Genomic DNA, 13,860 nt, shown 5'->3' with positions numbered 1-13,860 from the left:
AAGGCAAAAATTCGTTATTTAGTTGCTCTAAATGATAAATTTTAACGTAGCTAACGTCAGGTTTAACCTTCAATATGATTAAAGCATTATTACGTATTAGTATTACCCCCATAATTCTGAGATTGGAGTATCTACACGGTAATGATGACTCAGTTGCGCTTGTAAAAGCTCAGCTGTAGCAAGTGCATCTGTTAACGCATTATGGTTTTGATACGCAGGTAGAGAATAACGCGCACGACAATCTGTTAATCTGAGCGAGCCAAGTTTTGTATTAAATACTCGACCTAATAAACCTTGCCTTGCTTTTAGTGCTCTTTTTTCTATTTCCATTGTATCAACAAGTGCAAACTCAATACCTTCTTTAAGCCGTAGTAGTAACGCATTATTTAAAAAATGGCGTTCTATAGCAGCGTAATGCACCACGACAACTTTACCACTTAGCGCTTCAAGTAAAGGTTCAATGATTTGATTAAAGTCAGGGGCGTCATCTACCTCAGAATGGGTTATCCCATGGATTAAAATAGACTCTTCATGCAGGTTACGTCTAGGTTGTACAACCCAATGCCTGCTGTGTTTACAATAGATACGCTTTAAACTAAACGGCACTAATCCGACACTCACTATATCGTCGTTTTGGCTATTTAAACCAGTGGTTTCAAAGTCCATTGCTACAAAGGGCACATCTTTTACTGCGGCTTTGTCTTGATTATAAGCACCAGCATAAAAATGTTTTAAGAGTTTATTTTCGGTGCTGTTGGCAAGCTCGTTATATCTAGCTTGCCAATCAACTGCTTTATAATTACGCGGATTCATAGGCTACTTCACACCAGAGTTTGCTGTGTAGCTAAATTTTAAATAGCTTTGCGCTTTTTCTAAAATAGCAAATGCTTCCTTTAAGTTTCGCTGTTCAAAGGGAGACAGTAAATGTGGATCTAAGTTATTATCTGGCTCTTCGCCCTTCTCTATTTGCCACGCTTGATGACGAATTCGCATCATGGCTATATACTCTAGTGCATCACGTAAATCTTGCGCTTTACCCTGCGGTAAAAGTTTTGCTTCAATAATATCTTCTAAACGCTCAAACGAATTTTGTTTACGCGAACCAATGGCTAACGCATGCACGCGTATAACATCCGAAAGTGGTGCAGTACCTCGTCGTTTTAAGTTCATTGAGCGCTTATGTTGCCCATTATGTTCCATAACAAAGCCTTTAAAAAAACCAAGTGGCGGTGTTCTATTTCTCGCATTTGCTGCCATGTTAGCCAAAAATATACGATTCGCTTTACTTTGTTTTGCTATAAATATTTTAAGTTCATTAGCCCACTTGGTTTTACCCCATACTCCGTCTAAATCAAAAAATATAGAGCTATTAAGTAAAGCTTGTGGTTTTGGCTGAGCTATCCAATCTGCAAATTGATCAAACCATTCTGAGCGAGTTTTACGCCACTTTTTAAACGACGCCATTATTTCTCCATCACAATACGTATAGCCACATTGTGCTAAACCATCACAAACAAAGTCTGAGATATTTTGAAAATATTCGTTATGTTTTTCGTCGTCATAACTATCATCTAAAATTAGCGCGTTATCTTGATCCGTTACAATAAGTTGCTCATCTCGAGCCATTGAGCCCAAGGCAATAAAACAATAAGGAACGGGAGGTGGACCAAACTTTTCTTCAGCTAATACAAGCAATCTTTGTTTAAATGTACGACCGATAACGGCCATGGCGGTGCCAACCATGTGAGAGTTTGCATCTTCGTTGACCATACGAACAAATACGTTGGGCAACTGGCGCGCATAATGTGCCAAATCCTCAATTGTTTGTTGAGCAAGTATACCGCGCACAAGCAATAAGCTACTTTGCGATTCATAACGTAAAATGTCAGAAAGAGAGATAACCCCTATAGGGCGCTTTTTTTGTACTACAGGCAAGTGATGTAAATTATCTCTAAGCATGGCAAGTACAGCTTCAAAAATATAGTCATTAGCGTCTAAGAGCACTAAGTTAGTTGACATAATATCTTTTGCTTGTGTGTTAAAGGCAAGGCCTTTAGCCACTACTTTTGAGCGTAAATCCCTATCGGTTATTATGCCAACGACTTGTCCATCATCTTCCTCAGGATCATCGTTTATAGGCTTATTTACGTCTGTTACCAAAACTGATGAAACCGCCTCTTCGGTCATTAATTTAGCGATATCTTGTATTGTAGAGGTTGCATCTACGGTTACTACATCTCGGTGGATTAATGATTTCACTTTCGCAGTTGTAAGGTCATTGCCATCAGCTTGTTCAACAATAGCTTGATGTAAACGCACGTTACCATCTGTTTCAAAGTAATCAGCAAACGCATCAAACTCATCACAGTAACGATTAAATAGCTCAACATTTATGCAGTATACTAATGTATCTTCAAGAGCTGTTGCAGGAAAACGTACCTTACGGTTCATCAATAAACCCATTTGACCAAATATACCTGCTGTAGCCAAACGGTTATAAAGCTCGCCATTACGGCGATACATTTCTACAGAACCACTTCTAATTACATACAAGTCAGATATATCTTGTCCAAAACTCAAAATATCTGTTTTTGCTCTAAAGTAAGCAACTTCAACTTGTTGAGCTAGCTCATTAAGCGCTTTTTGAGGTAAGTCATCAAAAGGAGGATGTTGTGCTAAAAATTGTGCGATTTCAACTTGTTCGGCTTGCATAGGGGATTCCTTGTGACCACACAGTAAGGCATGTATATGCTTAGGTGGCTATCTTAACAAACAAATATAGCCAATCAAGATATAACTAAGACCCACTACTGTTTTAAGCTAAAAGAGTAGTGAGTCTAGCTTTAATTACACTTTAATTTAGCTTTTCTAGCTCTTGTTCGAGCTCTTTAGATTCATCGCCTCGAGGGGTCGTAAAGCGAGCTAAACCTAAGTAAATAACAGGTGTAAGGTAAAGGGTAAATAATACGGCGAGCGCTAGGCCACCAAACACCACCCAACCAATTGCATTTCGTGCTTCAGCGCCCGCACCGGTAGACATAATTAATGGTAACGCACCTAACAAGGTCGATATAAGAGTCATTGTAATGGGTCTTAAACGTACTAGTGCAGCTTGCTCAACAGCTTTTCTAACAGATAAACCTTGGTCGCGTAATTGGTCGGCAAATTCAACCAGTAATATAGCGTTTTTAGCGATTAAGCCAATCAGCATAACTAAGCCGATTTGAGAGTATATATTTAACGATGTCCCCGTTAAATAAAGCGCTAAAATTGCAGATGTAATACCAAATGGTACGGTTATCATAACCACGACAGCACTATTTACATTTTCGAACTGGGCAGCAAGAACTAAAAATACAATTAAAAAAGCCAATACGTAGGTTACAAGCACTTCGTTAGATGTTTCCTCATAGGTCAGTGCTTCACCTTTAAACGCAAGTGCAATACCAGGCGCTAATGATTGCTCAGACACCTGCTTAATTTGATCTACTAAAGAGGCGATAGTTAATCCTTCGGGCAGTTCCATACTGAGTTCAATAGAGCGGCGCTGTGCATGTCGCTCAAGTTCAGCTGCTACACCTTCTTCAGAGATATAAGCAACACTACTTAATGGCACTAAGCTGTTATTGCCAGCTCTAATATATAAATTAGCTAAATCACTCGGATCGTTTATGGTTTGATTTTGAGCTTGCAACATTATAGGAACGGATTGATCGCCTATGTTTAAATCTTCAACATCATCTCCGTTAATAGCCGCTCTCAGTGTAATTGCTATGTCGCTCAGCGCTACACCAAGCTCTTGTGCACGCCGTCTGTCTATATTAACTCTAAGCTGTGGTTGCGATGGCTGATAGGAAATACGAACAGGGGCAACTTCAGGTACTGCTTTTTCAAGTGCCGCTGAAAACTGCTGCGCAGCTTTAAATATTTGTAGATAATCTTGACCTAGTAAGGCTATTTCAACACCGCCACCTTGACCACGTAAATTTAAACTATTTGCACCGCCTGGAAATGCTGGTGCACCGGGAATATCACCCAAGGGCTGACGAATTTTATTGATTATTTCTTGTTGAGTAAAATTTCTTTCATCCCAATGCTTTAATGGCACAGTTATAAATACTATATTTGGATCCCATTGGCCAACTACCGTATAAATTGATTCTATTTCGCCGCTATCAATAAAAGGTAATAAAATATCTTCCATTTTTATAGCTTGTCTATCCATAAAGTTTAACCCTACACCGTCAGGACCTCGTGCAAATATACGTATTTTTCCACGATCTTCTGTTGGTAGTAATTCGCTATCTAAACTTGTATATAAAGCGCCTGAGCCAGCCGCTACCAATACACAGGCTATAAATGTAACCCACGCATGGTCTAGCACTTTGTGAATTGATTTTGTATAAATACCACCAAGCCAATGACCTACTTTAGCAAATGGATGAAAGCCACCCTGTTTTAGTTTTAGCTTTGAAGTTAGCGCTGGTACTAATGATAAAGCTACAAAGCTTGAAATAATAACGGCGCCTGCAAGTACACCTCCAAACTCTCTAAACAGCCGCCCAGCGGTTGAAGGTAAAAATGCAATAGGTATAAATACAGCTGCAAGTACTGCAGTTGTTGCTATTACCGCAAAAAACACTTCTCGTGTTCCTATTACCGCAGCTGCACGTCTGCCTAAACCTAATCCTCGTTGTCGCTGAATATTTTCACTAACTACAATGGCATCATCTACAATTAAACCGGTGGCAAGTACAAGGGCTAGTAAAGTTAAAATGTTAATTGAAAAACCAAGTGCCCAAATCAGTGCTAATGAGCCAATTAACGCTACGGGGATTGCAAAAGCAGGTACAAGTGTGGCACGCCAAGAGCCGATAAAAACCCAAAGCGTTACAACTACTAACAACACGGTAAGTAATAAAGAGTAAATAACTTCATCAACTGAGCTTCTAATAAACTGTGCATCATCAGACGTAAGGGTAAATTCCATTTCAGGAAAACGCGTTTGCATGCTGTTGATGAGCTTTAACACTTCATCAGATATTTCTATCGTATTTGATTGGGCTTGACGAATTATCTCCATGCCTATAACAGGTTTACCGTTGAGTCTTACCATAGAACGTGGATCAGCGGGACCAAAGTAAACAGCTGCAATATCGCTAATGCGGGTATCACCTTGAATTATGATGTCGCCCACTTGCTCTGGTGTTATTGATGTAGCATCAGCCCGTACGATAATTTGTTGATCGTTTGATTTTAAACTTCCTGCTGGCACGTCAAACGGAGCTTGGCTAAGTACTTGTGCAACATCTGGAATCGTTAAATTGAAGCTGCTTAGTTTAAGAGGATCAATTCGTACTCTTAATACTCGTTCCCTATCACCATTTAAGCGTACATCCGCAACACCTGGAATGGTTAAAAACTGCGGGGCTAAATCAACATCAACACGTTCAGTAAGTGCTTCAAGCGATAGACTATCACTAGAGACGGTTAACGATACAACGGCTTCTGCATCGTTATCGGCTTTAATAATGGATACTCGCTCGACTTCTTCGGGGAGATCTCGTTGAACACGTGCCACCGATTCGCGCGTTTCGTTTGCTGCATCGTCTAAATTAATTCCGGGCCTAAACTCTACGACAATTCGTGAATTTCCTTCTTCACTTTGCGCTCGTATTGATTTAACACCGCTTACGCGTGCTACTGCGCCTTCTAGTTTACTGGTTACTTCAGTGTCTACAGTTTCTGGTGAGCCACCCGGAAATGGTGCAGAAACAGTAATACGCGGCCTATCTACATCGGGGAGTTCCCTGACCTCAATCCCTGCAATAGCTGCAATCCCGGCAATAATAATTAGTAAGTTGAGTACAACTATAAGCACAGGGCGACGAATAGCCATTGATGGTAAATCTTGCATCATAGGTTGTTGTTTCATACCTACTCCTGCGAATCTGAATCAATTGCGTTAAAGCTTAGTTCTTGCTTAGCTCGTAGGCGTTGGACGCCCTCAATAACTAAAATATCACCCTCTTTTAATGGGCCCGATACTAGTAATCGACCTGCAAGGCGTTGCTCTATTTTTACATCAACGCGTGTGGCTTTATTATCAACACTTGTCCATACGTAAGGACCCGTTGCTCCCCACAGTAACGCAGCTTCTGGTATTGCAGCGTAATTATCACCTAATACTTCAATATGAACTCTAAAGCTCATACCCGGCAAAAACTGCTCATTCGCATTGTTAAGTTTTGCTTTAACACGAAGAGTACGAGTTTGAGGATTTATTCGAGAATCTAAATAAGCAATTTGGGCGTTAATTGGGCTTTCTGACTGCCAAGGAAATACTGTTATATTACTTTTATTGCGTAGCATAAATATGGCTGATTCTGGCGCATTAAAATTTATATACAAGTCACTCGTGTCATCAATACTCGCTATTTCAGTAAGCTCAGAAATTCTATCGCCAACCTCAACATCTGTTAGCCCCATAATACCATTTAAAGGTGCAATAACTTTTCTATCTTCAAGCTCTGTTTGTGCTTGAGTTAAAGTAACTTTTGCAAGTTCAACAACTGTTTTAGCGTCGTCTACGTCACTTTTAGGCACAGCTCCTTTAGCCTGGCTTTGCTGTAATCGCTCTAATATTCTTTGCGTATCGGCAAGTTTAATTTTAGCCTCATCAAGCGCGGCTTTTTGCCTGCGAGAGTCGAGCTCGAGTAACATATCGCCTTTTTTTACTTTATCGCCAGGTTTAAAGTATACAGCGGTCACCTTATCACCCACAGCTGGGTATAACATAACTGAATGAATTGCCTCTGTATTACCAACTGCTTGTACTTGTTGCTTAGCACGCTCTAATGTTATTTTTTGTACCACAACATTAGCGCTTAATGCTGGTAAAGTTACAAATAGTAAAGCACTTAATGTACTGATTAATAAAATTCGAGATTTCAAAGTTACACCCTAACTAATTATTATTTTCATTACCGTACGAAGTCTAACAGCTGTTTGATCAATAAATAGGTTAGAACGATAAATTAGCAAAACAATAGGATGAGTTTACGTAGGTGATACCAATTTAGGTAAAACTAACAAAAAATACAAGTGACAGTTAAAACTAAAAAGCCCAGCATAAGCTGGGCTAATAAAAGTATTCATTAATAAATGTTATTTACCGCGCTGAGCATCCTTTTGCGCTTTTTTAGCCTCTTTACGTTGCTGTAAAACTGCCTGTGCTTCGCTACCAATGTGGCCTTCACCACGCGCTTGCGCGAGCTCAATCTGTTTTTGGCGTTCAGCAAAGCGTGTCCGCTGTTCATCCGTTACTTCTTCAATACAATGATGGCAAGATACACCTTCCATGTATTCAGGCTTTAATTTTTCTTCTTCTGTAATTGGCATACGACAGGCGTGACATTGATCATAAGAACCTTTTTGTAAGTCGTGATCAACCGCTACACGATTATCAAATACAAAACACTCGCCTTCCCACATTGTTTCTTCTTTTGGCACTTCTTCTAGGTATTTTAAAATACCACCTTCAAGATGATATACCTCATCAAAGCCTTGCTCTTTCATATACGCAGTTGATTTTTCACAGCGAATACCGCCAGTACAAAACATAGCCACTTTTTTATGTTTTTCAGGGTCTAAGTTTTCTTTTGCCCACTGAGGAAACTCACGAAATGTTTTAGTGTTTGGATCGACTGCGTTTTGAAAAGTACCTATTTCTATTTCGTAATCATTACGAGTATCAATAAGTATAACGTCAGGATCTGATATTAACGCATTCCATTCATTAGGCTTAACATAACTACCTACAACTTTTAGAGGGTCTACACCTTCAACCCCCATAGTTACAATTTCTTTTTTTAATTTTACTTTAGTACGGTAAAACGGGCATTCATCATCGTAAGATTCTTTTGTTACGATATTTTTTAAATTAGGTTGCTCATCAAGCCAGGCTAATAAATTATCTATGCCTTCACGTTTTGCAGAAACCGTACCGTTAATACCTTCAGCTGCAATAAGTAAAGTACCACGAACCTCGTTTGCTTCCATTACCTCAAGTAATGGCTTTCTAAGGGCTTCATACTCAGGTAAAGCCACAAACTTATACATTGCACACACTACAAAGTGGTCCTTTGTCACATCATTTTTATGAACTGCCGTCATCTTATTTCCTATTTTGCTTTTAGTTGCCACAATTGGCATTTACCGAATCGTAAATCCGGCGCATATGGGGCGCGTATTTTACGCTTTTTTAGTTTAATTGCAAAAAATAGCGCTATAGATTGGTTTTTACTGTTAGCGACCTATCTGTGTAAGCTATAATGCGCTGATAAATTTATAGACTTAATTTGCTTATTTTGGAGAAACACACATTGCAGTTTACTGATCTTGGGATTGATACACGCCTTGAAACACAGTTAGCACATCAAGGGATCACCCAGCCCACCGATATTCAAGCGCATGCAGTGCCTACCGCACTTGCAGGGCATGACATTTTCGCTCAGTCGAAAACTGGGTCGGGCAAAACCTTGGCGTTTTTATTACCTGCTGTACAAAGGGTTATGAAACAAAAAGCACTCAGTAAACGCGATCCTCGTGTACTTATTGTTGCTCCTACGCGTGAGCTTGCTACGCAAGTATTTACTCAGCTGCGTTTATTAATTGCAGGCACAGCCATTAAGGCCGTAAAAATACTTGGTGGCGAGAACTTTAATGACCAAATAAAAGCACTTAGAAATGATCCACAATTTGTAGTTGCTACACCTGGGCGTTTAGCCGATCACATTACAAAACGATCTTTACAATTGAGTGGGCTAGAACTGCTTATTTTTGATGAAGCCGATCGTATATTAGATTTAGGCTTTACTGAGCAGTTAAAAATGATTAACGAGCAAGCTAATCACCGTTTACGCCAAACGTTATTGTTTTCTGCAACACTTGACCATGCGCAAGTAGACGCACTATCACGTAACCTATTAAAAAAGCCAAAGCAAATTACGCTAAGTGCAGCGAACGAGCAACATAGCGATATTAAACAAACGTTATACCTTGCCGATCATCTTGATCATAAAGAAGCGCTATTAGAGCACTTTTTGAATCAAGATGATGTTGGGCAGTGCATTATTTTCACGGCAACGCGTTCTGACACGAGTCGTTTGAGTGAGGCGCTCAATGCCAAAGGCTTTAAGTCTGTAGCGCTTGCAGGTGACTTAACGCAAAATAAACGTTTAGATATAATGGATTCATTTAGTCGCGAAAACTTTAAAATATTAATCACAACCGATGTTGCATCTCGTGGTTTAGATTTACTAAGTGTAACGCATGTTATTAACTTTGATTTGCCAAAACACGCTGAAGAATATGTACACCGCATTGGCCGTACAGGCCGTGCTGGTTTTAAAGGTAATGCCTTATCGCTTGTTGGACCTAAAGACTGGGCAAGCTATTTAGCTATTAAATCGTTTTTGAACGATGAGCTTGTATTTGCAAGTGTCGAAGGTTTAAAAGCTAAGTTTAAAGGTATTAAAGAGAAAAAGCCTGAAGCAACGTGGGATAAATCTAAAGAAAAAACCGCCGCTGTTAAAAAGCCTGTATTTAAACGCAAAGCCAAACCTAAAAAGCCAACAGCACCAATTAAAGCACCAATGAACATTGATGGCGATACACCAATGCGCCGTAAAAAAAAGACTGAGCAGGAATAATTATGAGTTACCTAGGAACCACACAAACATTATTTGTAAAAGAAGTGAGTAACGAAGGTGCTTACTTAGACGGTCATGATTTAGGTGAAGTGTTTTTACCAAAACAAGAAATTAAACATGAGCTTGAAGCGGGCGATAGCATTAGTGTATTTATCTTCTTAGACAACGCTAACTTAGCAACTGCCACAACTAAAAAGCCACACGCACAAGTAGGTGAATATGCCCTGCTTCGCGTTAAAGAAATTAATAGTATTGGTGCGTTTTTAGATTGGGGTCTTGAAAAAGATGTACTAACCCCATTTAACGAACAAAAACCACGTATGCAAGAAGGTCACTCATATTTAGTTCGTTTGTACCTTGATAATGCAAGCCAACGTATTTGTGCATCAAACAACTTTAATCGCTTTCTATCTAAAGATGAGCCGCAGTATACGCACTTACAAGAAGTGGATTTAATTGTTGCTGGCAAAACAGATATTGGCTACAAGGTATTAATTGAAGAATCGCACTTTGGTGTTGTTTTCTACAATATGGTATTTAAAAGCTTATTTGTGGGTCAAAAGCTTAAAGGGTTCATTCAAAAAGTACGTGAAGACGGAAAAATTGATGTTGTACTAGAAAAGCCGGGGATGGGTAAAGTAAGTGACCTTGGTGAAACTATTATGCAAAAACTTAAAAACGAAGGTGGAGTTATTCCATTAGGCGATAAGTCCGAACCTGAAGCGATTAAAAAGATGTTTTCTACTAGTAAAGCTAACTATAAAAAAGCAATTGGTGGATTATTCAAACAAGAGTTAATAGATATTGAAGCGAAATCCATTCGCTTAAGATCTTAATCATAAATAATAGGCTTTAATTACTAATATTATCTGTTTGTAATTAACCTAGAATGTACTTATAAGGCAATGTACATTGCGTATATTGCCTTGAATAATCAAGCACTTCACCCTTTGACTCTAGGTTAAGCGGTGCCAAACGAAAAACCTTCTTTTCGCATTCTGTTTTTTTATCATCAAGCTTAGATATGCAATCAGTTACCGTTATATGCTGAGATATCAGTGTATCCTCATTTTTGTAACACAGGTGGTGTGCATAATCTCGCATTGTTTGTTTAAAATCGAACATATTAATAGGATAGTTCGAAATTATATCTGTTACTGATGTAACATCATCATATGCTTTATTAGAAAAGACGTACTTATTTACCGAAAAACCCGCAACAATAATAATTATGAAACCTAATAATAACTTCAAAGCAAACCCCCTACTACATCATTAATACTAATAATGTAACATAAAATACACATGCAGTAAGGGTTTTAGCACTATATTGCTGCTTTTTGTTAAATTACGCTATGGATTTATTAACATCACTAAGCACTTTTACTGGATTATCCGCCTGAGTAATAGGTCGACCTATAACTAAATAATCACTTCCTGCATCAATTGCTTGCTTAGGAGTCATGATACGCTTTTGATCACCCGCATCACTCCCTTCAGGACGTATACCTGGCGTAACAAGCTTAAAACTCTCTCCTAACTCTGTTTTTAAGGCTTTTGCTTCTTGTGCAGAACACACAACGCCATCAAGCCCAGCTTCCTTTGCAAGCTTAGCTAAATATATAACTTGCTCTTGAGCTGATTTATCAACGCCTAAGCGCTTTAATTCTGTTTCATCCATGCTTGTTAATACAGTAACAGCGATAAGTAATGGCGCTTTATCGCCAAACTGTTCTAGAGCCGATTTAGCTTTGCTCATCATTTCAAAACCACCAGAAGCATGAACATTTACCATCCACACACCCATTTTAGCCGCAGCAGTAACAGCTTTAGCTACTGTATTAGGGATGTCATGGAACTTTAAATCTAGAAAAACATCAAAACCTAAATCAATTAACTCTTTAACGAATGTAGGTCCAAAATAAGTAAACATCTCTTTGCCTACTTTAAGACGACATGTATCAGGAGAAAGTTGTTTAACAAAGTTTAAAGCAACCTCTTGGTCATCGTAATCTAATGCTATAAGAATTTTTTTTGAGTGTTCGAAAGACATGACTATCCTAATGTATGGCTATAATACCAATCCGCAATAATACTTAATCAATTTGAAGGACTAAATTTGACGCTAACTGCTTAAAAATTTCTGATATACAACAATAAAATAACGAAATTCTTGCCTTGTTATCGACACAATTTTCTTACCTCAAAACAGACCACTTAATAAGCGAATTGATATAAAGTAATTGTTTAAATAGATTTAATGCAATAGTGCTAGCTGGTAATTTGAGAGAAGGTGTAGAGAAATTTATATAGACACAACATCAAAAAATTCCAACCCAGTAAACTCTCAGTTTAATTTGCTAAAATTATCATAGTTAAATCCGATATTATTTAAGGGGTTATTAAAATCCGTCTAAGCCTCGACTTGGAACAATGGTTTCCCAATGCTTACAAGAAGGGCAATTCCAATATATGGTGTAGCTCGTAAAACCACAGTGCTGACATTGAAAATCAGGTTTTGTAGCAATATAAGACGTTACAAGCTTATCAATTTCGTTAAGTACTTCTTTAGTATTTTTGTTTTGGTCACCCATTAATTGCAGTAAAAAACTGAAACCACGAATAGTAGGTTGACGTTTTAAGCTATCAGTTAGAAATTCAAAGGCTTGTTTAGTGTGCCCTTGCTCAAGTAATGCTTGGCAATGTTTTATTTTAATTAATACACCACCCTTCTCTAACAAGTCACTGACTAACTCATGAAATTGATGCGTTAGATTTAATTGTTTATAGCTGTGAGCTAGCTCATCAATAAACAACGGCGCAAACAAAGTGAATTGTGATACTAGCTCACGCCAGTAATAAATAGCTTTAACGTAATCTTCTTTCGCGTAAGCAACTAACCCTAACTCGTAAAGCGGACGTACGGCTTTATAATTTAAGCTAATCGCTTTTCTCATTAGTTGAGGTGTATTTTCACTTAAAGCCGACTCACAATAAAAATTAGCGATCGCTTTAAATTGTTGTTCTTTTGCAAATAGCTCGCTGTGGGCTTCAAACATGTTGATGCCTTTTTCCCATTCACGGGTTTGCGAGTATAAAGTAATAATAGGATCTAGCGCTTCTACATGCCCTGCTTTAACTAACCAAACTAAGTGCTCTTCTGCACTATCTAGTAGACCAGCCATTATGTAATCTTCGGCAAGTTCTAAACGGCTAGTTGCAGCTTGTTGTTCATTTAAGCTTGGGTGTTTTAAAAGAAGTTCATGGATTTTTATTGCGCGATCTAGTTCACCTCTACGGCGAAACATAGTAGCAAGTGTAGAATAGTGTTCAACAGAGTCAGCTGAAACTTCAAGCAAATTAATTAAGTGCTCTAAGCCTTGGTCTTCTTCTCTGTCGAGTAGAAACTTTAAGCCTTTGCTGTATTCAGAAGTGATCTGACGATTAAGTTGATGAGCTTGGTTTTTGGCACTATTTTTACCCATAATCCAACCGTAACCAGCGGCAACAGGCAATAGTAAAAACAAAAGCTCAATCATAGTTAGGTGTCTTTATTCGCGGCAAGCTTTTTTTTATCTTTTTCAGGCGCTAATTGCTTTTTTAAGCGGTAGTTTTGCCACTTTAATTGCGAAAACAATTTAAAGCTAATAAAACAACCAATCAAAACACCTAATAAAAAGCAGATACTTATTATTACAGCTAAAGGTAATGTATTACTGGCTATAATATAATTTATTTGTACTAACTGTGGGTTTTGTGACCCTAATACAAATGCACTGATAAGGCATAGTGCAACCAGAATAATTTTTAATACCTTAAACAAGTAACTACTCCACTAAGTTAACTAGGCAATGCTTTCATTTACGCGGTCGCGTAATTCTTTGCCTGGTTTAAAATGAGGTACATGCTTTCCTTCAAGCTCAACTGTGTCGCCAGTCTTAGGATTACGACCTGTGCGAGGAGCGCGGAAATGCAAAGAGAAACTACCAAAACCTCTGATCTCAATACGATCTGAAGTAGATAATGAGCCGGCCATTTGTTCAAGAATTTCTTTTACAGCATTCTCAACATCTTTCACTGGAACGTGTGCGTGTTGTTCCGCAAGTGTTTCTATCAGTTCTGACTTAGTCATAGCGTTTCCTTAAAA

At 38.5% G+C, this 13,860-nt stretch carries 12 protein-coding genes; 2 read left to right on the top strand and 10 right to left on the bottom strand.

The window, feature by feature from the left end; translation table 11 throughout:
• Positions 1-102 precede the first annotated feature (102 nt).
• From BW142_RS04170 to BW142_RS04150, 5 genes are all read right to left on the bottom strand, one after another.
• Entirely contained in the window at positions 103-813 is a 711-nt protein-coding gene (locus BW142_RS04170) for a 3'-5' exonuclease (protein WP_076923983.1), read from the bottom strand.
• 3 nt (positions 814-816) lie between these two features.
• Positions 817-2,712 carry a DUF294 nucleotidyltransferase-like domain-containing protein gene (locus tag BW142_RS04165; RefSeq protein WP_076923982.1) on the bottom strand — a complete coding sequence of 632 codons (1,896 nt, stop codon included), beginning with the start codon at positions 2,710-2,712 and terminating at the stop codon, positions 817-819.
• 142 nt (positions 2,713-2,854) lie between these two features.
• Complete coding sequence (locus BW142_RS04160) at positions 2,855-5,935, bottom strand: efflux RND transporter permease subunit (protein ID WP_076923981.1); 3,081 nt, start codon at positions 5,933-5,935, stop codon at positions 2,855-2,857.
• 2 nt (positions 5,936-5,937) lie between these two features.
• Positions 5,938-6,954 (bottom strand): efflux RND transporter periplasmic adaptor subunit, encoded by a 1,017-nt coding sequence (locus tag BW142_RS04155; protein ID WP_076923980.1) that lies wholly within the window; start codon positions 6,952-6,954, stop codon positions 5,938-5,940.
• Between the two features lie 213 nt (positions 6,955-7,167).
• The gene (locus tag BW142_RS04150) at positions 7,168-8,175 is read right to left on the bottom strand and encodes a rhodanese-related sulfurtransferase (RefSeq protein ID WP_024600244.1); all 1,008 of its coding nucleotides are present in this window, start codon (positions 8,173-8,175) and stop codon (positions 7,168-7,170) included.
• Between the two features lie 209 nt (positions 8,176-8,384).
• On the opposite strand from BW142_RS04150, the gene BW142_RS04145 reads away from it, so the two are divergent.
• Entirely contained in the window at positions 8,385-9,713 is a 1,329-nt protein-coding gene (locus BW142_RS04145; RefSeq protein ID WP_076923979.1) for a DEAD/DEAH box helicase, read from the top strand.
• Positions 9,714-9,715: 2 nt separating this feature from the next.
• A complete protein-coding gene (locus BW142_RS04140) occupies positions 9,716-10,549 on the top strand; it encodes a S1-like domain-containing RNA-binding protein (RefSeq protein WP_024590152.1) in 834 nt (277 codons plus the stop codon).
• A 43-nt stretch (positions 10,550-10,592) separates the two neighbouring features.
• Here BW142_RS04140 and BW142_RS04135 read toward each other — a convergent pair whose 3' ends face one another.
• The 5 genes from BW142_RS04135 to ihfB all read right to left on the bottom strand — a co-directional run bounded on the left by BW142_RS04135 (position 10,593) and on the right by ihfB (position 13,845).
• Positions 10,593-10,967, bottom strand: a complete 375-nt coding sequence (locus BW142_RS04135) for a hypothetical protein (protein WP_024600246.1) — start codon at positions 10,965-10,967, stop codon at positions 10,593-10,595.
• Positions 10,968-11,061: 94 nt separating this feature from the next.
• Positions 11,062-11,766, bottom strand: coding sequence for an orotidine-5'-phosphate decarboxylase (gene pyrF / locus BW142_RS04130; protein WP_076923978.1), 705 nt, complete (start codon positions 11,764-11,766; stop codon positions 11,062-11,064).
• Positions 11,767-12,115: 349 nt separating this feature from the next.
• Positions 12,116-13,252 carry a lipopolysaccharide assembly protein LapB gene (lapB, locus tag BW142_RS04125; protein ID WP_024600248.1) on the bottom strand — a complete coding sequence of 379 codons (1,137 nt, stop codon included), beginning with the start codon at positions 13,250-13,252 and terminating at the stop codon, positions 12,116-12,118.
• A 2-nt stretch (positions 13,253-13,254) separates the two neighbouring features.
• Positions 13,255-13,536 carry a LapA family protein gene (locus BW142_RS04120; RefSeq protein WP_024600249.1) on the bottom strand — a complete coding sequence of 94 codons (282 nt, stop codon included), beginning with the start codon at positions 13,534-13,536 and terminating at the stop codon, positions 13,255-13,257.
• A gap of 21 nt (positions 13,537-13,557) precedes the next feature.
• Complete coding sequence (gene ihfB / locus BW142_RS04115) at positions 13,558-13,845, bottom strand: integration host factor subunit beta (RefSeq protein ID WP_007583054.1); 288 nt, start codon at positions 13,843-13,845, stop codon at positions 13,558-13,560.
• Positions 13,846-13,860 lie beyond the last annotated feature (15 nt).

The sequence above is a fragment of the Pseudoalteromonas sp. EB27 genome (assembly GCF_001974875.1).
GTDB lineage: Bacteria > Pseudomonadota > Gammaproteobacteria > Enterobacterales > Alteromonadaceae > Pseudoalteromonas.
The sequence above is the reverse complement of the archived record's forward strand: the minus strand, read 5'-3'. Positions and strand labels throughout refer to the sequence as shown.